Origin of the sequence: Desertimonas flava (assembly GCF_003426815.1) — a bacterium.
Classification (GTDB): Bacteria; Actinomycetota; Acidimicrobiia; order Acidimicrobiales; family Ilumatobacteraceae; genus Desertimonas; species Desertimonas flava.
In genome coordinates, this window is record NZ_QKYK01000039.1 from 1 (window position 1) to 19,935 (window position 19,935).

Consider the following 19,935-nt stretch of genomic DNA (forward strand, 5'->3'; position numbering starts at 1 on the left):
GGCGATCACGGGCATGCGGCCGGCGTCCACGACCAGCACCCAGATCGCCCAGGTGGCCCTGTTGGAACGCATCGTCAACGCCAGCGCCGGGCTGCGGGCCGAAGTCTCGGTGCAGTTCGCCGAAGCGACGCTCGCCGAGCAGCGCGACGCCGGCATCGGCCCACGCCTACTCGGCCGCGGCATCGCCGACGAGCTGGGTCTGGCGCGGGGGATCTCACCGCAGCACGCCGCGTCGGACATGCGCCTGGCCCGCCAGCTCGACGGTCGCTTCCCGATGCTCGCCGCGATCCTGCGAAGCGGCGACGTGTCCGAACGGGCAGCCCATGTCGTGGCCCGCGAGTGCGAGCACCTCAGCGACGAACTGGCCCGCCACGTCGATGCCCGGCTGAGCCCTCAGTTGCCGGGGCTGGGCATCGGCAAGGTCGAGACCGCGGCGCGGTTCCTCGCCATCGAGCTCGACGAGCGTGGCTACCTCGAACGCCACAGCGCCGCCGTCGAGCAGCGCTGCCTGACGATGCGGCCGGTCGCCGACGGGATGGTCCGCCTGTCGGGTCTCGTGCCGATGCGCGACGGGGTGCGAGCGTTCGGTGCCATCGACCGGGCGGCCCGCAACGCACGCAGCGAGGGCGACGGCCGCAACCTCGACCAGCTGCGCGCCGACCTCTTCGTCGAACTGCTCACCGGTCAGCGTGGTGCGGTACCCGACACCGAACTGCGGGTGACGATCCCCGCCGACTCGCTGTTCGCACACGGCTCCACACCCGGAATCATCGACGGGTACGGACCCGTGCCCGCCGCCTGGGTCCGCGAGCTCCTCGACACCCTCACCCACCACGGCGACAGCGACAACGACAACGACCGCGACAGCGACGGCGACGGCGACGGCGACGGCGGGTCAGCGGCGGTGTGGCTGCGGCGGGTGTTCACCGATCCGGCCGACGACACCGTGGTCGCCGTCGACACGCACCGACGCCGGTTCCACCCCGTGGTCGCCCGATGGATCCGCGCCCGCGACGCCAACGTCTGCCGGATGCCGGCATGCGACCACACGGGCGACGACCTGCAGCTCGATCACGTCGACCCCTATTCACAGAGCCACGACTCAGCCGTCGAGAACGGACAGACCGCCTGCGCGTCCTACAACCTGCTCAAGGAGCTACCGGGCTGGACCGTCCGCAAGCACCGTGACCCCGACCATCCACACTCGCCAACCCTGGAGATCATCACCCCCACCGGACGCACCTACCACTGCCCACCCCCACCAGCCTTCGGACCCGGAACACGCCGGACCCCACCCTGGGCCATCAGGCAGTGAGGATCTCGGCACCCGACGCGTCGTCGAGGACGGCGACGGCGTGGGCAGCCAGCGAGACGACGGTGGTGTCACACCCGACGCGTACAGTCGGAGCGTGGGACTTCCTCGATTCGCCGTCGTCGACCTCGAGACCTCGGGGCTCCGTCCTGGACGCGATCGGGTGCTCCAGATCGGCGTGGTCACGGTCGAGGCCGACGGCACCGTGCTCGACGAGTGGTCCACGCTGGTGCGGCTGCGGTGGCCGTGGAGCCGCGTCGGACCCACGCACATCCACGGGCTCACCAGGCGGAGCCTCCGCGGCGCCACGCCGGCCGGCGACGCCTTCGCCGAGCTCGCCCAGCGGCTCGAGGGTGCGGTGTTCACCGCCCACAACGCGGCGTTTGACGCGGCGTTCGTCGAGCGGTGGTCCCGCCACCACGGCAGCCCCATCGAGCTACCCACCCGCCTCTGCACGCTCGAACTCTCCCGTCGCCTCGATCCCGACCGGCTGCTCACCCACGGACTGGCCGACGTCTGCGCCCGCTACGACGTCGCCCTCGTGAGCCACCACGACGCCCTCGCCGACGCCGCCGCCACGGCGGCCATCCTCCCCCACCTGCTGGCCGCCCACGGGGTCAGTGACCCGACCGATCTCGACGAGTTGTACCTCCGTCGCCGTCCGCGCAGCGGCCGGAACAGGCGTCGCTGGTTCAGGCGTCGCTGAGGGCGGAGCGGACCCAGCGTTCGAACTCGTCGAGAAGGGCACCGAGGCGCCGGCGGTCGATCCGGTCGTCGAACTGCTGGCTGCCCACGAGGATCGCGAACCCGATCCTCGCCAAATCACCTGCCCGGCTCGGGTCGACGCCGGCGTCCTCGAGCATCCGGGCCAGCCGCTGCTCGCGGGCGACGTCCACCCTGCGCACCGCGGCGGCCACCATCGGATTGGTCGCACCCCACGCCCTGATCGCCTTCTCGGCGTTGTGGTCGCCCCAGAGGGCGAACGACTTGAGCACGTCGATCCGCTCGGACGGGTCGGCCACCGCTTCGGCGTGGGCGAGCAGACCGGGAACCAGCTCGTTCTCCCAGAAGTCGATGACCGCCGCGTGCAGCGCCGGACCGCTGGCGAAGTGGTGGTACAGGGAGCCGCGGGTGACGTTGAGCTGGGCACACAGGTTGGTGGTGGTCAGGGCGCCCACCCCGTCGGTGGAGAGGATCTCGATCGCCGTCACCAGGTAGTCCCAACGCCGCAACCGTCCGTCGCTCCGCGGCGGAGGGGCGAGGGCCTTGGTCAACACGTCGACCGGCAGCACCGTCGGCGCCGACCCGCCCGACGCACTCGATCGTCCTGCCCGTCTTTCCATGTCGTCGCTCGTCGTCGCTCGTCGTCGCTTGCTCGTCCAACTCGACATCTAACCATACATCGATGTATGGTTGCTGCCGGCGGCGATCGAGCCGACGGATCACGCTCGAGGGGGGCGAACGATGGCGCACATCACGCAGGCGGCCGTGCTCCGAGCCGGCACCGGCCCGTTCACGGTCGAGGAGCTCTCGGTGGGCGACCCCGGAGACCGCGAGGTCCTCGTCCGGATCGTCGCCGCCGGCATGTGCCACACCGACCTGCTCGCCCGTGAGCTGCCACCGGAGTTCTTCGCCGGTCCGCAGGTGTACGGGCACGAGGGCGCCGGGATCATCGAGTCGGTCGGTGCCGGGGTCACCGACGTCGGCCCCGGCGATCATGTCGTCTTGTCGTTCACCTCCTGCCACCACTGCCCGGCGTGCGACGCCGGTCGGCGGCCGTACTGTTTCAACTTCGCCCTGCACAACATGTCGGGCGGGCGACCCGACGGGAGCTCGGTGTTCACCGATGCCAACGGCGACCGTGTCGGCTCCCACTTCTTCGGTCAGTCGTCGTTCGCCGGTCTGACCGTCGTGGCCGCTGACTCGGTCGTCAAGGTCGACGCCGGCCTCGACCTCCGGCGGCTCGGGCCACTCGGCTGCGGCGTGCAGACCGGCGCCGGCACGATCCTCAACACGCTCGCCGTCGAGCCCGGCGCATCCGTCGTGATCGCCGGCGCCGGCGCCCTCGGGCTCAGCGCCGTGATGGCCGCCAAGCTCGCGGGTGCGGGCACGATCGTCGCCATCGACCGCCACGCCAATCGCCTCGAACTGGCCACCAGGTACGGTGCGACCGCCACCCTCGGCGGCTCACCGGCGGAACTCGCCGATCTCATCCGCGAGGCCACCGGCGGCGGATCCCGCTACGCCTTCGACACGACCGGCAATGCCGCCGTCGTGCGCTCGCTCTACGACGGTCTCGACAACATCGGCACGTTGGCGATGGCCGGTGTCGGCTTCGGTGATGTCACGTTCGACTTCCTGTCGATGATCAGCGGCCGGCGCATCACGGGCGTGATGGAAGGCGATGCCGTACCGACCGAGTTCATCCCGCACCTCGCCGCGCTCAATGCCGCCGGGGAGTTTCCGTTCCACGAGCTGATCACCGAGTTCCCGATCGCCGAGATCAACGACGCCGAGGCCGCCAGTGCGTCGGGAGCCGTGATCAAGCCCGTCCTCACCTTCCCCTGACCAACGGCACCGTCGCCAAGGAGCCTCGCATGACCGACCTGTTCACCAACCCGCACCGCTACGGCGACCTCGACCGCTGGCGGAGCGAGGCCCTCGCCCTGCACGCCGACGGGCCGATCCATCGCATCGAGCAGCAGGGGTTCCAACCGTTCCTCGCCGTGATCGGACACGACGCGATCCTCGACATCGAACGCCGGCCCGCCGAGTTCAGCAACGGGCCCGAGCCCGTGCTCGGCACCGACGAGGCGATCGAGCTGCGTCACCGAGAGCAGGGTCAGATCCGCACATTGATCCACATGGACGAACCGGATCACGCCAAGTACCGGGCGCTCACGGCCGACTGGTTCAAACCGTCGAGCGTCGGCCGGTTGACCGATCGGCTCGACGAGCTGAGCCGGGAGGCGGTCGCCACGCTCGAGCGTCTCGGTGGCGAGGCCGACTTCTACCGCGACATCGCCCTGTCCTACCCCCTGCAGGTGATCCTCGCCATCCTCGGCCTTCCCGAGTCCGACTACGCACGGATGAAGCAGCTGACCCAGGAGCTCTTCGGCGCAGAGGACCCCGACCTGCAGCGTGAGACGACCACCCCCGAGGAGATGCTCCAGGTGGTCGTCGACTTCTACCAGTACTTCGCCGGCCTCACGGCCGACCGTCAGGCGAATCCGACCGGAGACCTGGCGACGCTCATCGCCAACGGCACCATCGACGGCGAGCCGATGCCCGAGCTGGAGAAGATGGGGTACTACACCATCATCGCCACCGCCGGACACGACACGACGGCCGCGGCGATGGCCGGCGGCCTTCGCGCCCTCGCCGAGCACCCCGATCAGCTGCGTCGGCTGCAGGACGAGCCAGACCTGATCCCCAATGCCGTCGACGAGATGATCCGGTGGACGACACCGGTACGCCATTTCATGCGCACCGCGCAGGTCGATGCCGAGATCGCCGGTTTCCCCATCGCCAAGGGTGACTGGCTGTTGCTGTCGTACCTCGCCGGCAACATCGATCCCGCCGTGTTCGACGATCCGCTGCGCTTCGACGTCGCCCGGCCCAACGCCAGCAAGCACATCGCCTTCGGGTACGGCATCCACTTCTGCCTCGGTCACCAGCTGGCTCGGATGGAGCTGCGCTCGCTGTTCAGCCACATCGTGCCGCGCCTGGCGTCGCTGGAACTGGCCGGTGAGCCGGCGACGGCCAAGACCACGTTCGTCGGCGGCCACAAGACCCTGCCGATCCGCTACACGCTCACCCCGGGTTCCTGACACCGCGGCCGCTCAACCACGCGATCCGTGCCGTTCGGTCGTGCCACCGACGCTACGTTGCACCCTCGATGACGCACCTGGTCCTCGGGCCCCTACTCCGACACGTCTCCCGGTCGACGGCCACCATCTGGGTGGAGACGGACGAGCCCTGCACGGTTCGCGTGCTCGATCACGAGTCCCCGACATTCACCGTGTGCGGTCATCACTACGCGCTCGTGATCGTCGAGGGTCTGGTCCCGGGGTCGACGACGCCGTACGAGGTGCATCTCGACGGTCAGCGGTGCTGGCCCCCGGCCGGCACCGCGTTCCCGCCGAGCGTGATCCGGGCGCTCGACGGCGGCCCGCGGCGCATCCTGTTCGGTTCCTGCCGGGCCACCGCACCCCACGAGCCTCCGTGGTCGCTCGACGGCGACGCCGACGATCGGGCGCGCGGGGTCGATGCGCTCTACGCCCACGCCCTGCGCATCCTGGGCCAGGAGCCCGACCAGTGGCCCGATCTCCTCCTGTTCGTCGGCGACCAGGTGTATGCCGACGACTCATCACCTGCGACACGGGCGCGGGTCGAGCAACGTCGCGGGCACCTGGACGGGGACGATCGGTACCCGCCGCTCGACGACGTCGCCGACTTCGAGGAGTACACCTGGCTGTACCACGAGGCGTGGCAGCCCGAGGTCGAGCGTTGGCTGTTGTCGGTGGTGCCCAGCGCGATGATCTTCGACGACCACGACATGATCGACGACTGGAACACGTCGGCGACCTGGTGCGAGGAGATCCGCCGCCACGACTGGTGGGACGAGCGGTTGACGGCCGGGCTGATGTCGTACTGGGTGTACCAGCATCTCGGCAACCTGTCCCCGGACGAGATCCGCGCCGAGGGGATGCTCGAGCGGTTCGTCGAGGCCGGGGACGCCTCCTCCGCGCTCGAGGCGTGGGCCAGGGAAACGAGCACCCGCGAGCCCGGAGCGGGCGGCTACCGGTTCAGCTTCTGGCGTGACCTCGGTCCGATCCGGCTCGTCGTGATCGACTGCCGGCAGTCGCGGGTGCTCGACCCGAACGGCCGGCGGATGGTCTCGGAACGGGACTGGGAGTGGGTCGTCGACCACGCCGACGTCGAGTGTGATCACCTCGTGCTCGCGACCTCGGTGCCGGTGATCATGCCGGGTGGGGTCCACGACCTCGAGCAGTGGAGCGAGCGAGTCGCCAGCGGTGCCTGGGGCCGCCCGGGCGCGCGTCTCGGGGAGTGGGTCCGCCAGGCCGCCGACCTCGAGGACTGGTCGTCGTTCCATCGCTCGTTCGTGGACTTCATGAACCTCCTGCAGCGCGTGTCGACGCCGGACTCGCCCGGGACGACATCCCCGCCGGCGACCGTGCTCGTGTTGTCCGGCGACGTCCATTTCAGCTACCGGGCGCGGGCGACGTTCGTCGCCGGCCCGGATGCGCCCCCGCCGACCAGCCGCGTCCACCAGATCGTCAACTCGCCCATCCGGAACGTGCTGGACTCGGGCACCCGTCGAACACTCCGACTCGGGCTCTCACCGATCGGCGCGTTGGTGGGGCGGATGCTCCGGCGCGCGTCGGGAGCCCGGCGTCACCCGACGTCCTGGTCGATGATGGACGGCCCGTTCTTCGCCAACCACGTCTGCGTCATCGAGTTCGACGGACGCGACGCGCGAATGATCCTGGAGCGTGCCGATGCCGACGAGCACGGCGAGCCCCGCCTGACGGTGGCCGCCGACTCAGCGCTGTAGCGAAGGGTCTGCTTCGGACGCATGCGTCGCCGGATCGCCGAGGCGCTGGAGACGACCGCCGAAGACGACCGCACTGAGAACGAACCAGCCGTAGCCGACGGCCACGCCGGCCACGACATCGGTGAGCCAGTGCACGCCGAGCAGGACCCGTGACGCGGCGACCGCGACCGTCACCAGCGCGGCCAGACCAGCGGCGACGGCGCGACGTCGCCGGCCCTGGTGACGAGTGACCACGAGGGCGAGGGCGAACCACGCGGCCGCTGCGGCCGACGAATGCCCGGAGGGGAACGACGCACCGGCCGCCCCGACGAGGTGCTCGACGGGTGGGCGCTCTCGACCGACCAGGACCTTGAGCGCGTTGTTGACCACGACGACCCCGATGAGCGTGACGACGAGGAAGAGCACGACGTCGCGGTCGCGGTGGCGGGCGAAGTCGACGGCGGCGACGACGATCACGGCCCCGGTCAACACACCCGTTCCGCCGAGATCGGTGATGTGATCGAGGATGCGAACGGACCGCTCGGTCGCGTGCCTGCTCCCCCATTCCGAGACGCTCCGGTCCCATGCGGCCAGGCCGGACTCGGCGTCCACCATGTCGAAGACGAGTCCAACGACCAGCGCCGTTGCGAACACCACCGTGAGCGCGACGACGAGCATCACTCCGCCCACGATCTCGCGGTCGAGCCGGCGCACGAGCGTCTTCAGGCGCTGACGGCGGCCGATCCACGCAACGAGCCAGCGTTCCTCCGCAGCCGGGTCCACGGGGTCGGGGCCGCGGCGCGTGCGCGACACCGCCCCCACTGCGGCGGCGGTGAGCACGGCAGCGAGCACCACGGCGAGCGTGACGGGCAACGAGGGCCTCGCTCAGCCGGCCGGTTTGAGCTGTTGGCGGGGCGCCGACACCACGCAGAACGCCCCGTAGACGATCAGGCCCACCGCTGCGCAGCCGACGAGCACGGCACCGACACCCGAGCTGGTCGCTGAGCGCAGGGCACCGTCGATGCCCTTGGCCTCGTCGGGATCGAACGAGACGGCCGCGCGCAGCAGCAACCAGCCGACGAGTCCGGTGACGATGCCGCGCCCGACCCAGCCGACGCGTCCGAGATTCACGATCGTCTCCGGGCTGAGCGGGCCGACGGCCCGGGGCTCGAGCTCGTCACGGAACGACGCCTTGATCCCCCGGACGACGAAGTAGACCCCGAGACCCACCACCGCGGCCCCGGCCAGGCCGACGAGCCAGCGACCCGCCGAATGCTCCATCAGGTCGCGGGTGAACCCCTCGACCTTGCTGTCTTCGGACTGCTGACCGCTCCCGCCACCGTTGCGGACGAACGAGATCGCCGTCCATCCCAACGTGATGTACACCAGGGCGCTGACCACGTAGCCGGCTCGCGTGGCCCACGCCTTGACCGAGTGCTCGGCGGGAAGTGCGGCGGACACGAGCCGCCACGCCGCATAGAGGAACACACCGATGGCGATGGCGACGAGCAGCGGCGTGCCATAGCTCGACTCGGCGATCTCCTGGACGGCGCCGGTCTGGCTCGCCTCTTCCTGCTGCCCCGCGGCCCCGGACGTGTCCGAGCCACCATCGAGCGCGATCGGCACGGCGAGCACGCCGACCAGGCCGTAGACGATCCCCTTGGCGACCCAGCCGGCCCGGCCGAGAGCGACCAATGTCGGATGCTGGGCAACGTTCCGAGCCGCATCCGACGGGGACGAGACGGACGTGAGATCGGTGGTCATCGCTCTGCTCCCTCGACGAGTTCCAGACGGCGTACCCGCTCGGGGGCCCGCTCTCCCCACTGGCGGTCGATGTCGGCGGCGCCGCTTTCGAGCGCGGCACGTACGACGACGAGTGTGGCGACGCCGAGAGCGGCACCGAGCACGACGTCGACGGGGTGGTGCATGCCCCGCTGGACGCGCGAGACCCCCACGATGATGGGGGCGGCGACGGCGACCAACCCGACGACGAGACGGATGCCGGCGCGGCGGGTCCGCCAGCACGTGATCACGAAGAGACCACCGTAGAAGGCCACGGCCGCCGCGGTGTGTCCGGACGGCAGGCTGCCCGACGGCGCAGGAGGATCGAGGGGTTCGACGGGAGGGCGGTCGCGGTCGATGACGAGACTGGAGCACACGAACACGGTCGCTTCGACGATGACCGACACCGCGAGGAAGACACCGTCGTGCCATCGTCGCCACACCAGCACCATCGCACCGCCCACGACGGCGACCGCGGCGACCTTGACGAGGGTGTCGGAGAGCATCGAGCCGATCTCGCTGAGCGAGTTCCAGGTGGGTGTCCGCCGCTCGGCGAACCACTCGACGGCCCGCCGGTCGGCATCGCCGATGGCGCCACCGTCGAGGAGCCCCATGTACAGCAGGCCGACGGCGGTCGTGGCGGCGAACAGCAGCACCATCCCCGTGCCGATGCGCACCATCGCCGGCTTCCGAAGTGGCCAGGCCTGCGCCCACCCCACTCCGGCACCACGGTCGGCGTCGAGCGTCGCCGTCCCGCTCACGGCGCCGGCACCATGACGGGGATGCGCCGGGGCAGTACGGACAGCTCGAACTTCCGCGCCGGCGCCCGGTCACCGCCGTCGAGCTCCCAAGGCATCCGGCGGTCGAGCTCGATCCGCAGGCTCGCCGCCGACGTGGTCTCGACGAAGGGCGACGCGTCGATCCGACCGGCGATGGCGCGCGCCGCGACGCGAGCCCAGTCGCGACGCCTCGCGGCGGTGACCACCCCCACCTCGAGGACGCCGTCGTCGAGCCGGGCCTCGGGGAAGACATCGATCCCCCCGATGATCCGCCCGACGTTGCCGACGAGCACACAGGCCGCCCGCCCGGTGAACCACGCGTCGCCGTCGACCTCGATCCTCATGCCCGCTCCCGCCGATGTCAGGTGGCGCGTCGCCGCGCGCACGTAGGAGAGCCGGCCGAACCGGGCCTTGCTTCCGTCGGCGACGTCGCGGATCATCAAGGCGTCGAATCCGGAGCCGGCCATCACGGCGAACGCCTCGCCGTTGACGACACCGATGTCGATCGCTCGCGGCACGCCCGCGAGTGCGACGTCTGCGGCGCCGGCCAGGTCGCCGGGCACGCCCAGGGCCCGAGCCAGATGGTTGGCCGTGCCCGCGGGCATGATCGCCACCTCGGCCGCGGCGTCGTCGGCGACCAGCGTGTCGATGCACCGCCGGACGGTTCCGTCCCCGCCCCAAACGATGAGACGGTCGACGCCGTCGTCCACCAGCTTGCGCACCGCGGCCGGTGCCTTCTTGCTCTTGGGGACGAACGCCCACGACGCGTGGGGATGACCGGCATCGGCGAGCCGGCGACGCAGCTCGTCGGGCCCGCCGCCCAGGGACTTGCCCTCGTGCACCACCACACCGACAGTCGTCATCGTCTCGCCTCCATCGGTCCGGCTCGTACCCGGATCGGCGAGAGCCGAAACGGTCTCGATGAGGCGCCCGGCCGACCGAGCGCAGGTGCCGGCGCGGGACCGGTGGCCTACTGGTACTTGGCGAGGAGGCGGGTGGCCGCCTCGCGGGCGACGGATCGCCACTTCGCCGGTTCGAGCACCTCGGCGCCGGTGCCGACGCGGAGCAGCAATCGTTCCAGCCACACCTCGCTGAGCACGACGAACGTCGCGTCGACGGCACCGTCGCCGGCGTCGACCACCGACACGACCGGGTATTGCTCGACGGCCCAACGCGCGGCCGGCTGGAGGCGGATCGTCACCCTGGGCAGCGAGCCGTCGGCAGACCACGACACCGAGGTCGCCGGATGGTCGGCCGCGTCGGCGTCGATCGGGTCGTCGACCTCACCGGTGTGCTCGATCGCCTCGACCCGGTCGACGCGGAACGTCCGGTACTCGCCCGACAGATGATCGTCGCCGGCCACGAACCAGTCCCCCCGTTCGTGGAAGACCCGGCGGGGCGTGAACTCGCGCTCGGTCACCTCGTCCCGGGATGCCGTGAAGTACCGCATCCGCAGTCGCTCGACCCGGCGGGTGGCCTCGACGAACTCGTCGACGAGCGGGGTCGGTGCCAACTCGACGACCAGCGCCGCACCGTCCTCCGGCTCACCCAGCACTGCCGCCAGCTTCGCCAGGCCACGCCCGAGGGGACTCCCCGGATCGGCCCCCGGGAGCTGCATCGCGGCCCGCCCGGACGTGAGGAGGGCGAACCCCTCGGGAGCGGTGAGGCGCAGCGGTTTGGTGAACAGCCGGGGAACACCGACGTAGACCATCTCGTCGTCGATGAACACGTCGATCATCTCGTCGACGAAGGGCGGCACCCCGCACATCGCCGCCAGTTCGAGCTCGGTCGCCACCTCCTCCGGGGGCATCTTGAACGTCCGGGCCACCTCGGCGAGCGGTACTTCCCGACGCTCCATCAACCATGGCAGCATGACGAGCAGCCGGCGGAGCCGCTGCTCGGCGCTCGCCGGCCCCCGCCGCTCGCGAGGCGCCGTCACCGCGCCGCCTTGCGACGCGTCCGCGGCGGCGTGGCCGCGATCGCCCGCAGGCGGTCGACGACCGCCGCACGTGCTGCGGGTGGGGACAGGACCTCGGCGTGGTCGGTGAGACCGAGCACCCACGATCCGAACGCGTCGAGGTTGGCGCATGGGACGTCGACGACGATGTCGCCCCGCTTGTAGCGGCGCGTGACGCGGTCGGACCCGAGCTGCCGCTCCACGAGGACCGCCCGGTCGGCGGAGATGCGGACGCTGGCCGTCGTCGGCGCAGCTGCCGTCTCGTCTCCGGTCGCGCCCACGCCGAAGCGTTTCGCGTCGGCAGGAAAGGCATCCCGAGGGTCGAAGCCGGCGGGTCGTTCGAACGCCCCGCCGTCGCCGACGATGGTGGCGTCGCCCTCGATCCGGTCGACGCGGTAGGTGCGCTGCTCGTCGTGGCCGTGATCACGGCCGAGCACGTACCAGAACCCGTTGCGCAGGAGGAGCCCGTACGGGTCGACCTCGCGTCGCCGCCCGTGGTAGCCGAACTGCACGACCGCCCTCCGGGCCGCGGCATCGCGCAGCACGGGGAGGGCCGGGAGCTCCGGGACGCTCGCCGTGACGAGGGCGGCCGACTCGAACGCGTCGCCGCCGCCGAGCTTCCACAACGCCTCCTCCCCGGCGGTCATCGCCGACCCGCTCGTGGAGCGCACGGCGGCGAACGCCATCTGCAGGGCCCGGGTCTCGTCCGGCTCGAGATCGAGGTCGGCCAGCTCGTAGCGGGCGCGATCGATCCAGTACACGTACGTGCCGAAGCTGCCGTCGTCGCGATGCTCCGACTCGATCGGCACGCCGATGTCGCGCAGCGCCGCCTTGTCCCGCTCGAACGCCGCGCGCAGGGCGTTACCGGTGGACGTGTACTGGCCTTCGAGCTCCGCCGCGATCTCGACCAGCGACAGCGGTCGCGGTGTCTCGAGGAGCAGCGCCAACAGGTTCGTCAGCCGCTCGACGCGGTCGATCCGTTGGGCCATGGTCGCGACCGTACAGGAGGGCGACGCCAACCCGATGGCTGACGGGAGCGCGCCGATGGATGCGACGAGTCGCTGGTCAGGAGCGCGAGGCCACTGCGTCGCGGATCGCCTGGACGACCGCCTCGGAGCTGGCGCCCGGCGTCAGCACGCCGGCGACGCCGAGCGCCTTGAGCTCGGCCACGTCGGTGTCGGGGACGATGCCGCCGACGACGACGGGGATGTCGGCGCCGCGTTCGCGCACCTTGGCCACGACCGCTGGAGCGAGCGTCATGTGGGCGCCCGACAGCATCGACAGCCCGATGACGTCGGCGTCCTCGTCGACGGCGGCGGCGGCGACCGTGTCGGGCGTCTGGAACAACCCGGTGTAGATGACCTCGAAGCCGGCATCGCGCAGGATGCGAGCGACGACCTTCACGCCGCGGTCGTGGCCGTCGAGGCCGACCTTGGCGACGAGGACACGCGGTGCTGGCGACTCAGTCGACACCGTCGACTCAGCGGGCACCGTCGACACCGTCGACTCAGCGGGCACCGTCGACACCGTCGACTCAGCGGGCATAGTCATAGAAACCCCTCCCGGTCTTGCGGCCCAGCAGTCCCGCCTCGACCATGCGCGAGAGCAAGGGCGGCGGGGCGTAGAGCGGCTCTTTGAACTCCTCGTAGAGGCTCTCGGCGACGGCGAGCGTCGTGTCGAGGCCGATGAGATCGGTGAGGTGCAGCGGGCCCATCGGGTGGTTGCAGCCCTCGACCATGCCGATGTCGATGTCGTCGGCGGTCGCAAAGCCCGACTCCATCATGCGGATCGCCGAGAGGAGGTACGGGATCAGCAGGGCGTTGACCACGAAGCCGGCTCGATCCTGGCTGCGGATGACCTTCTTGCCGAGCGTGCCGGTGGCGAAGTCCATCGCCGTCGACACGGTTGCCGGCGAGGTCATCAGGCTGGTGACGAGCTCGACGAGGCGCAGCACCGGGACCGGGTTGAAGAAGTGGATGCCGATCACCTGCTCGGGCCGCGCCGTGGCGATGCCGAGCTTCATGATCGGGATCGAGCTGGTGTTGCTCGCCAGCACGGCGTTGTCGTCGTTGACGACCTTGTCGAGCTGGCGGAAGATGTCGACCTTGGTGTCCTCGTCCTCGACGACCGCCTCGACCACGAGCTGACGGTCGGCCAGGTCGTCGATGTCGGTCGTGAACGTCACGGCGGCGAGGGCGGCGTCGCGGGCGTCTTCGCCGAGCTTGCCGGCGGTGACGCCGCGGTCGAGGGACTTGACGAGCCGACTGCGGCCCGCCTCGGCGGCGGCGGCGTCCACTTCCCGAACGATCGTGTCGATACCGGCCCGGGCGCACACCTCGGCGATTCCCGATCCCATCAGGCCGGCTCCGACCACGCCGACCCGCTCGATCGTGGCTCGATCCACGGAGCGAACAACATCTCCAGCTACGTCTGTCACGCCCGTCAGCGTACTTGGTTGGACGTCCAAGCATTCTGTGCGGGACGCCCCACCCAGCCTCGTTCCCGGGCGGACCGACCTGTGTCTCCGGCGCGGCCAGACTTCCGGTGTGACTCCGATCTCCCGCCGCGACGCCCTCGGTCTCGGCGCCGCCGCCCTCGCCGCCTTCCCGCTCGCCCGCGCCGCCGACCGTCGTCGACCGGGCTCGGCTCCATCGACCGACGACCCATTCGTGCTCGGGGTGTGCTCGGGTGATCCCGACGCCACGTCGGTGGTGCTGTGGACCCGCCTCGCCGGACCCGGAGGCGCTCTCCTCGAGGCCGGCGACGTGCCCGTGACCTGGGAGCTCTCGGAGGACGAAGGGTTCACGTCGGTCGTCGCCGGCGGCACGGTCGACGCCCTCGCCCGCGAGGGCCACGCCGTCCACGCCGTCGTCGACCTGTCCGCACCGGCATGGTTCCGCTTCACGACGGGCGGATGGACATCGCCGATCGGGCGGACGGCCCCGGCGCCGCGTGACGCCGACACGCTCACGGTGGCCGCAGCGAGCTGCCAGAACTTCGAAGTCGGCTATTACGCGGCCCACCGCGACATCGCCGAGTGGCAGCCCGACCTCGTCGTCTTCCTGGGTGACTTCATCTACGAATACGCGGCCAACCCGGTCGGCGACCACGTGCTGCGCAGCCACCACGGGCCGGAGGTACGCACGATCGACGACTACCGCATCCGCTACGGCCAATACCTCGGCGACCGCCACCTCGCGGCGTCGCGCGCCGCGGCACCCTGGTTGGCGATCTGGGACGACCACGAGGTGGAGAACAACCATGCCCGGCTCGTCCCCGAGGACCCCGCCGACGTCGACGGGTTCGCCGAGCGGCGTCTCGCCGCTTACCAGGCATGGTGGGAACACATGCCGGTTCGCATGGCCCGGCCAACCAGCGCCGACTTCACCATCTACCGCCGCGTCGAGTGGAGCTCACTCGCCACCTTCTTCCTGCTCGACGGGCGGCAGTACCGCAGCGACCAGGCGTGCGGCGACGTGACGCTGAACTTCGACCCGCCGTGCGCCGACGCCCTCGTCGACGATCGCACGATGCTCGGCTCCGAGCAGGAAGTCTGGCTCGCCGGCGGACTGGCCGACGTCTCGGCGCGCTGGGCCGTGATCGCCCAGCAGACCGTCGTCTCCGACATGCGCCTGGAGAACGGGGCGATCATCAACTACGACCAGTGGGACGGGTACGCGCCAGCCCGCGATCGACTGTTGCTGGCCGCCGCCCAGCCCGAGCGCACGATCGTGCTCACCGGCGACATCCACTTGGCGGCGGCGGCCCGCCTCCCCGGCGTCGGCGCCGAGTTCGTCTCGACCGGCGTCAGCTCCCGGTCACCCGTCGACCAGGCGGCGGCCGATGCGCTGACGAGCCTGTTCCCGGACGTCGTCGGCGTCGAGGCCGACCACCGCGGCTACGTGCGCCACACCGTGACGAACGACGCCTGGACCGCAGAGTTCCGGACGGTCGACGATGCCACCGATCCTGACTCCGCCGTCTCGACCTGGAAGACGTTCACCGTCGACGCAAACGTCCGCGACGTCGTCGTCGAAGCCTGACGAACGGCGCAATGAGGAGAATCAGACGGTTGCCGGGGTGAGCGAGGCGAGCCAGTCGTCGAACGTCGTCGGCCCGAGCTCGGCGTCGGGACCGGCGATGAGGACCTCGCCCGACATCGACACGTCGAACACGGCGTCGGTCCACGAGGCGACGAGCCGAACCTCGCGCCCTCGCGCCGCCAGCGTGCGGCGGGCCATGTCGACCATGTCGTGCGTGTCGGGACCGGCGATGTCCCGGTGGCGGCCCTGCGGGGCACCGGTGGCGACCCGAGCGAGGATCGCCGCGACGTCGGCGGGAGCGATCGGCTGGAGGAGCAAGGGAGCGATCCGCGCCACCTCGTCGCGCTCGGTCCATCCGACGACCATCTCGGGGAAGTCGTGGAACTGGGTGGCCGGCACGATCGTCCACGGAATCGGCCCGCTCGCCACGGTCGCTTCCTGGGCGCGCTTGCCGGCGTAGTGGCCGTTGCCGGCCACCCGATCGATGTTGGTGATCGAGAGCGCGACGTGATGGCCGACGCCGGCGCGCTGCTCGGCGGCGAGCAAGTTCTGCGTCGCGGTCGTGAAGAAGGCGACGGTGTCCGCCTCAGCGGTGGCAGTGGTGCTGGAGGCGTCGATGACGGCATCGACACCGACGAGCGCGGCGTCGAGCCCGGCACCGCTGATCACGTCGACTCCATCGGTCCGGCTGATGCGGACCGCTTCATGGCCATCTCGCTCGAGGGCGGCGACGGTGAGGGATCCGATGCGCCCGGTGGCGCCGACGACGGCAACTCGCATGGTGATGCTCCTGGTGTGGGGTTCGTACGTGATGACGTCGACCACCATATTACGGATATCTCACATCCGCAATATCCGAGACAGCGCCCCTCGCCGAGTAGCCTCGGGGCATGAAGCTGCCGGAGACGACCGAGTGGGTCCTGCACTGCGCCACGGCCCTCGCCCAGCTTCCCGACGGCCAGACGGTCAGCACCGGCCAGCTCGCCGAGCACTTCGGCATCGCGGCGCCATATCTGGCGAAGCAGCTCGCGCAACTCGTGCGCCATGGCGTGCTCACCGCGACCACCGGGCCGCGTGGCGGATTCCGTCTCGCCCGCGCCCCCGGCGACATCTCGATCCTCGAGGTCGTCGAGGCCGTCGACGGCGGGACCGACCCGTACATCTGCCGCGAGATCCGCCAGCAGGGCCGCGGCGCATCGACGCCCGACGCGTGTACGGAGCCGTGCCAGCTCGTCATCATCATGGGGCGGGCCCATGAGGCGTGGCGTGAGAGCCTGCGCGCCACCACCCTTGCCGATGTCGTCGAGTCCCTCCCTCCGGAGGTCCCGTTCAACACGCGCCGCCTGCTCATCCGCCCCGGTTGAGCGCGCGACGATTGGGCCATGTCACTCGCAATCGACGCCGGGCCCACCGACGTCCCGCTGCTCGACGAGACGATCGGCGCCAATCTCGACCGCATCGTCGCCGCCCACGGCGACGGTGACGCCTTGATCAGCCGACACCAGGGCATCCGCTGGACGTACGCCGAGTTCGGTGAACGCGTCGACCGTCTGGCGCTCGGGCTCCTCGGGCTCGGACTCGAACCCGGCGACCGCGTCGGGCTGTGGAGCCCGAACTACGCCGAGTGGACGCTGCTTCAGTACGCCACGGCTCAGATCGGCGTCGTGCTCGTGAACGTCAACCCGTCGTATCGCACGCACGAGTTGTCGTACGCCCTGCAGCAGTCCGGGAGCCGCATGCTGTTCGCCGCCCCGTCGTTCAAGTCGTCGGACTACATGGACATGGTCGAGCAGATCACGCCCGACGTTCCCGGACTCGAGCGCGCGGTGTTCTTCTGGGAGGACGACTGGGACGAGATCGTCGCCGGAACGGGCGGGGTGTTGCCCGACGTGTTGGCCGACCGCAAGGCGGCGCTCCGTCCGGACGACCCGATCAACATCCAGTACACGTCCGGGACGACGGGATTCCCCAAAGGCGCCACACTCACCCACCGCAACATCTTGAACAACGGCTACTTCGTGGCCCGCGGCCAGGGCTTCACCGCCGCCGACCGGCTCTGCATCCCCGTGCCCTTCTACCACTGCTTCGGCATGGTCATGGGCAACCTCGGCTGCACCACGCACGGCGCCACGATGGTCATCCCGTCGGACGCGTTCGACCCGGCCCACGTGCTCGAGACGGTTCAGGCCGAGCGCTGCACTGCCCTCTACGGCGTCCCCACGATGTTCATCGCCGAGCTCGGCCTGCCCGACTTCGAGCGCTACGACCTCTCGTCGCTGCGCACCGGTGTCATGGCCGGCTCGCCGTGCCCCGTCGAGGTGATGAAGGCGTGTGTCGACCGCATGCACATGGCCGAGGTGACCATCTGTTACGGCATGACCGAGACCTCGCCGGTGTCGACACAGACACTGCTCGACGACTCACTGCACCACCGCACGGCCACCGTCGGCCGCGCCCACCCGCACGTCGAGATCCGTGTGGCCGACCCGGCGACCGGCGAGACACTGGCGCGTGGGGAGACCGGCGAGTTCTGCACGCGGGGCTACTCGGTGATGCAGGGCTACTGGAACGACGCCGACCGGACTGCGGAGGCGATCGACGCCGACGACTGGATGCACACCGGCGACCTCGCGGTGATGGCCGAGGACGGCTACGTCAACATCGTCGGGCGGATCAAGGACATGGTGATCCGCGGCGGCGAGAACATCTACCCCCGCGAGATCGAGGAGTTCCTCTACACCCACCCGGACGTGGCCGACGTGCAGGGCATCGGCGTGCCCGACCCGAAGTACGGCGAAGAGCTGATGGTGTGGGTGAAGCTCCGCCCCGGCGCCACCGTGGACGAGGAAGGACTCCGCGACTTCTGCCGCGGCAAGATCGCCCATTTCAAGGTGCCGCGCTACGTGAAGCTCGTCGACGAGTTCCCGATGACCGTCACGGGCAAGGTGCAGAAGTACCTGATGCGGGAGCGGTCGATCGCCGAGCTCGGCCTGGCCCCGGCGGCCGACACCGCCTGACCGCGCGTCCGGCGCCGATCAGACGATCGACAGTGGGCGCTCGGGCGTCTCGTCGCTCTCCCGCAGGACCAGACGCCACTCCCGCTCGCCGTCGACCAAGCGCTCGGTGGGTTGGAGGCCGACGCGGGACGCGACGGCGTTGGAGGCGGCATGGTCGGGATGGATGTGCGCGACGATCTCGGTAACCCCTTCGCCGACCAGGGCACCGACCATCGCCGACGCCGCCTCCGAGGCGTAGCCGTGTCCCTGGAACGCGGCGCCGACGACCCAGGCGATCTCGGCGTGGCGCCCACCATCGGCGACGGTCGCCTGCACGTAGCCGACGGCCGGCCCGCCGCGAACGGTGCGGATGATCCAGTTGTGCCACTCCTCGACCGATCCGGCCGGCGGTCCCGTCACCTGGGCGGTGTAGCGGCGGACCAGCTGATCCGACGTCGGCGGCTCGCCGCCGGTGAAACGGTACAGCGTCGGGTCGGAGAGCACCGTCACCATCTCATCGGCATCGGCGACGCAGAGTGGTGTCAGTTCCAACCGGGCGCTGCGGATCGGCATCGTCTGCATCGCGACAGCCTGCCCGCTTGCGGGATGAGGCGCAGCCGGATTCCCCACGACGGGACTCCGGATCAGCCGGGATTGCGGGCGGTCACCAGCCACGTGGCGCCGTTGAACTGCACGCGCCCGTCGACGAGGTTGGCCCGCAACTCGGCGCGGACGTCGTCGAGCAGGGCGGCCCACGCCTCCTCGCCGATCTGCGGCCGAACGTTGGCCGACGCCATCGAACCAGCCGAGGTGCCGAGGATCATCGTGAGGCGGTTCTCCACGCCATCGGTCCCGTCGCGGCCGTAGTCACACATCGCGTCGAACGGCTCGACGGACACGTCCGCCCAGCCTGACCCCGTCAGCACCGACCGGATCCGATCGGGATCGGCGAAGCCGAGCGGACCCGGTGCACCATCCACCGGGCCGGGCGGCCGCGGGTCGATCCGGTCGAGCAGGACGCTGGTGCCGAGCGAGAACATCGGGTTCTCGTCGAGGCCACGCCAGCAGACGAACGCCAGCCGGCCGTCCGCTTCGACGGCGCGGCGGATGTTGGCGAACGCCGCCACGGGGTCCTCGAAGAACATCACGCCGAAGCGGGAGATCATCGCCGAGAACGGCCCGCCGAGCGGGTCGGTCTGGGCATCGGCCACGACGAACGTCGCCGACGGCACCAGGGACGTCGCAGCCTCGATCATCGCCGGCGAGATGTCGACGCCCTGCCCGGACGCCCCGCTCTCGGCCGCCAGATGGAGCAGGGTGCCGGTCCCACAACCGATGTCGAGCAGCCGGTCGCGGGGGCCCGGCCGCACGTTCTCGAGCACGGCGGCAGCGAACGGGGCCAGCTCGGAGTCGAAGATGTGCTTGTGCCGCACCCATCCCTCGGCTCCGATCGACGCCCAGTAGTCCCGCATCTGCTCGTTGGCCATGGGGCAGACGGTACCCAAGCCA

The 19,935-nt window shown here is 70.5% G+C and carries 20 protein-coding genes; 8 read left to right on the forward strand and 12 right to left on the reverse strand.

Annotated elements, in window-relative coordinates:
- Window positions 1-1,315 (forward strand): HNH endonuclease (locus tag DN771_RS26165; protein WP_162942430.1); only part of this gene is annotated, 1,315 nt, incomplete at its 5' end.
- Between the two features lie 94 nt (window positions 1,316-1,409).
- The gene (locus DN771_RS29865; RefSeq protein ID WP_162942431.1) at window positions 1,410-2,018 is read left to right on the forward strand and encodes a 3'-5' exonuclease; all 609 of its coding nucleotides are present in this window, start codon (window positions 1,410-1,412) and stop codon (window positions 2,016-2,018) included.
- On the opposite strand, the gene DN771_RS26175 is transcribed toward DN771_RS29865, so the two are convergent.
- Window positions 2,005-2,655 (reverse strand): TetR/AcrR family transcriptional regulator, encoded by a 651-nt coding sequence (locus DN771_RS26175; protein ID WP_162942432.1) that lies wholly within the window; start codon window positions 2,653-2,655, stop codon window positions 2,005-2,007. The genes DN771_RS29865 and DN771_RS26175 overlap by 14 nt on opposite strands.
- Window positions 2,656-2,776: 121 nt before the next feature.
- On the opposite strand from DN771_RS26175, the gene DN771_RS26180 reads away from it, so the two are divergent.
- The 3 genes from DN771_RS26180 to DN771_RS26190 all read left to right on the forward strand — a co-directional run bounded on the left by DN771_RS26180 (window position 2,777) and on the right by DN771_RS26190 (window position 6,890).
- Complete coding sequence (locus tag DN771_RS26180) at window positions 2,777-3,880, forward strand: NAD(P)-dependent alcohol dehydrogenase (protein ID WP_117000556.1); 1,104 nt, start codon at window positions 2,777-2,779, stop codon at window positions 3,878-3,880.
- Between the two features lie 29 nt (window positions 3,881-3,909).
- Window positions 3,910-5,142, forward strand: coding sequence for a cytochrome P450 (locus DN771_RS26185; RefSeq protein ID WP_117000524.1), 1,233 nt, complete (start codon window positions 3,910-3,912; stop codon window positions 5,140-5,142).
- Between the two features lie 68 nt (window positions 5,143-5,210).
- Window positions 5,211-6,890 (forward strand): DUF7800 domain-containing protein, encoded by a 1,680-nt coding sequence (locus tag DN771_RS26190; protein WP_117000525.1) that lies wholly within the window; start codon window positions 5,211-5,213, stop codon window positions 6,888-6,890.
- Here DN771_RS26190 and DN771_RS26195 read toward each other — a convergent pair.
- From DN771_RS26195 to DN771_RS26230, 8 genes are all read right to left on the reverse strand, one after another.
- On the reverse strand, window positions 6,879-7,742 hold the full coding sequence (locus tag DN771_RS26195; RefSeq protein ID WP_162942433.1) for a phosphatase PAP2 family protein: 864 nt from the start codon (window positions 7,740-7,742) through the stop codon (window positions 6,879-6,881). The two genes, DN771_RS26190 and DN771_RS26195, sit on opposite strands and share 12 nt — an antisense overlap.
- A gap of 12 nt (window positions 7,743-7,754) precedes the next feature.
- Window positions 7,755-8,633, reverse strand: coding sequence for a DUF1206 domain-containing protein (locus tag DN771_RS26200; RefSeq protein ID WP_117000527.1), 879 nt, complete (start codon window positions 8,631-8,633; stop codon window positions 7,755-7,757).
- A complete protein-coding gene (locus DN771_RS26205; RefSeq protein ID WP_117000528.1) occupies window positions 8,630-9,412 on the reverse strand; it encodes a phosphatase PAP2 family protein in 783 nt (260 codons plus the stop codon). Before DN771_RS26205 ends, DN771_RS26200 begins: the two co-directional genes overlap by 4 nt.
- A complete protein-coding gene (locus tag DN771_RS26210; RefSeq protein ID WP_205528784.1) occupies window positions 9,409-10,293 on the reverse strand; it encodes a diacylglycerol/lipid kinase family protein in 885 nt (294 codons plus the stop codon). Before DN771_RS26210 ends, DN771_RS26205 begins: the two co-directional genes overlap by 4 nt.
- A 107-nt stretch (window positions 10,294-10,400) precedes the next feature.
- A complete protein-coding gene (locus DN771_RS26215; protein ID WP_162942434.1) occupies window positions 10,401-11,369 on the reverse strand; it encodes a helix-turn-helix transcriptional regulator in 969 nt (322 codons plus the stop codon).
- A complete protein-coding gene (locus tag DN771_RS26220) occupies window positions 11,366-12,376 on the reverse strand; it encodes a helix-turn-helix transcriptional regulator (protein WP_117000530.1) in 1,011 nt (336 codons plus the stop codon). Before DN771_RS26220 ends, DN771_RS26215 begins: the two co-directional genes overlap by 4 nt.
- 76 nt (window positions 12,377-12,452) lie before the next feature.
- On the reverse strand, window positions 12,453-12,905 hold the full coding sequence (locus tag DN771_RS26225) for a cobalamin B12-binding domain-containing protein (RefSeq protein ID WP_227462488.1): 453 nt from the start codon (window positions 12,903-12,905) through the stop codon (window positions 12,453-12,455).
- Between the two features lie 16 nt (window positions 12,906-12,921).
- Complete coding sequence (locus tag DN771_RS26230) at window positions 12,922-13,743, reverse strand: 3-hydroxybutyryl-CoA dehydrogenase (RefSeq protein ID WP_117000558.1); 822 nt, start codon at window positions 13,741-13,743, stop codon at window positions 12,922-12,924.
- A 190-nt stretch (window positions 13,744-13,933) separates the two neighbouring features.
- On the opposite strand from DN771_RS26230, the gene DN771_RS26235 reads away from it, so the two are divergent.
- Window positions 13,934-15,430 carry an alkaline phosphatase D family protein gene (locus DN771_RS26235; RefSeq protein ID WP_162942435.1) on the forward strand — a complete coding sequence of 499 codons (1,497 nt, stop codon included), beginning with the start codon at window positions 13,934-13,936 and terminating at the stop codon, window positions 15,428-15,430.
- Between the two features lie 21 nt (window positions 15,431-15,451).
- Here DN771_RS26235 and DN771_RS26240 read toward each other — a convergent pair whose 3' ends face one another.
- Window positions 15,452-16,210, reverse strand: coding sequence for an SDR family oxidoreductase (locus tag DN771_RS26240; protein ID WP_117000559.1), 759 nt, complete (start codon window positions 16,208-16,210; stop codon window positions 15,452-15,454).
- A 110-nt stretch (window positions 16,211-16,320) separates the two neighbouring features.
- Here DN771_RS26240 and DN771_RS26245 point away from each other — a divergent pair, with 110 nt between their 5' ends.
- Window positions 16,321-16,794 (forward strand): RrF2 family transcriptional regulator, encoded by a 474-nt coding sequence (locus DN771_RS26245; protein ID WP_117000533.1) that lies wholly within the window; start codon window positions 16,321-16,323, stop codon window positions 16,792-16,794.
- Window positions 16,795-16,812: 18 nt separating this feature from the next.
- Complete coding sequence (locus DN771_RS26250; protein WP_117000534.1) at window positions 16,813-18,447, forward strand: AMP-binding protein; 1,635 nt, start codon at window positions 16,813-16,815, stop codon at window positions 18,445-18,447.
- An 18-nt stretch (window positions 18,448-18,465) separates the two neighbouring features.
- Here DN771_RS26250 and DN771_RS26255 read toward each other — a convergent pair whose 3' ends face one another.
- Entirely contained in the window at window positions 18,466-19,008 is a 543-nt protein-coding gene (locus DN771_RS26255) for a GNAT family N-acetyltransferase (protein ID WP_117000535.1), read from the reverse strand.
- A gap of 62 nt (window positions 19,009-19,070) precedes the next feature.
- A complete protein-coding gene (locus DN771_RS26260; RefSeq protein WP_117000536.1) occupies window positions 19,071-19,913 on the reverse strand; it encodes a class I SAM-dependent methyltransferase in 843 nt (280 codons plus the stop codon).
- Window positions 19,914-19,935: the final 22 nt, after the last annotated feature.

What these genes read in the sequence shown, in the direction of transcription:
- DN771_RS26185 (WP_117000524.1), top strand. Translation starts at nt 3,910, where the DNA reads ATGACCGACCTGTTCACCAACCCGCACCGCTACGGCGACCTCGACCGC.
- DN771_RS26180 (WP_117000556.1), top strand. Translation starts at nt 2,777, where the DNA reads ATGGCGCACATCACGCAGGCGGCCGTGCTCCGAGCCGGCACCGGCCCG.
- DN771_RS26230 (WP_117000558.1), bottom strand. Translation starts at nt 13,743, where the DNA reads ATGGGATCGGGAATCGCCGAGGTGTGCGCCCGGGCCGGTATCGACACG.
- DN771_RS26255 (WP_117000535.1), bottom strand. Translation starts at nt 19,008, where the DNA reads ATGCAGACGATGCCGATCCGCAGCGCCCGGTTGGAACTGACACCACTC.
- DN771_RS26245 (WP_117000533.1), top strand. Translation starts at nt 16,321, where the DNA reads ATGAAGCTGCCGGAGACGACCGAGTGGGTCCTGCACTGCGCCACGGCC.
- DN771_RS26200 (WP_117000527.1), bottom strand. Translation starts at nt 8,633, where the DNA reads ATGACCACCGATCTCACGTCCGTCTCGTCCCCGTCGGATGCGGCTCGG.
- DN771_RS26210 (WP_205528784.1), bottom strand. Translation starts at nt 10,293, where the DNA reads ATGACGACTGTCGGTGTGGTGGTGCACGAGGGCAAGTCCCTGGGCGGC.
- DN771_RS26240 (WP_117000559.1), bottom strand. Translation starts at nt 16,210, where the DNA reads ATGCGAGTTGCCGTCGTCGGCGCCACCGGGCGCATCGGATCCCTCACC.
- DN771_RS26190 (WP_117000525.1), top strand. Translation starts at nt 5,211, where the DNA reads ATGACGCACCTGGTCCTCGGGCCCCTACTCCGACACGTCTCCCGGTCG.
- DN771_RS26220 (WP_117000530.1), bottom strand. Translation starts at nt 12,376, where the DNA reads ATGGCCCAACGGATCGACCGCGTCGAGCGGCTGACGAACCTGTTGGCG.
- DN771_RS26250 (WP_117000534.1), top strand. Translation starts at nt 16,813, where the DNA reads ATGTCACTCGCAATCGACGCCGGGCCCACCGACGTCCCGCTGCTCGAC.
- DN771_RS26175 (WP_162942432.1), bottom strand. Translation starts at nt 2,655, where the DNA reads ATGGAAAGACGGGCAGGACGATCGAGTGCGTCGGGCGGGTCGGCGCCG.
- DN771_RS26260 (WP_117000536.1), bottom strand. Translation starts at nt 19,913, where the DNA reads ATGGCCAACGAGCAGATGCGGGACTACTGGGCGTCGATCGGAGCCGAG.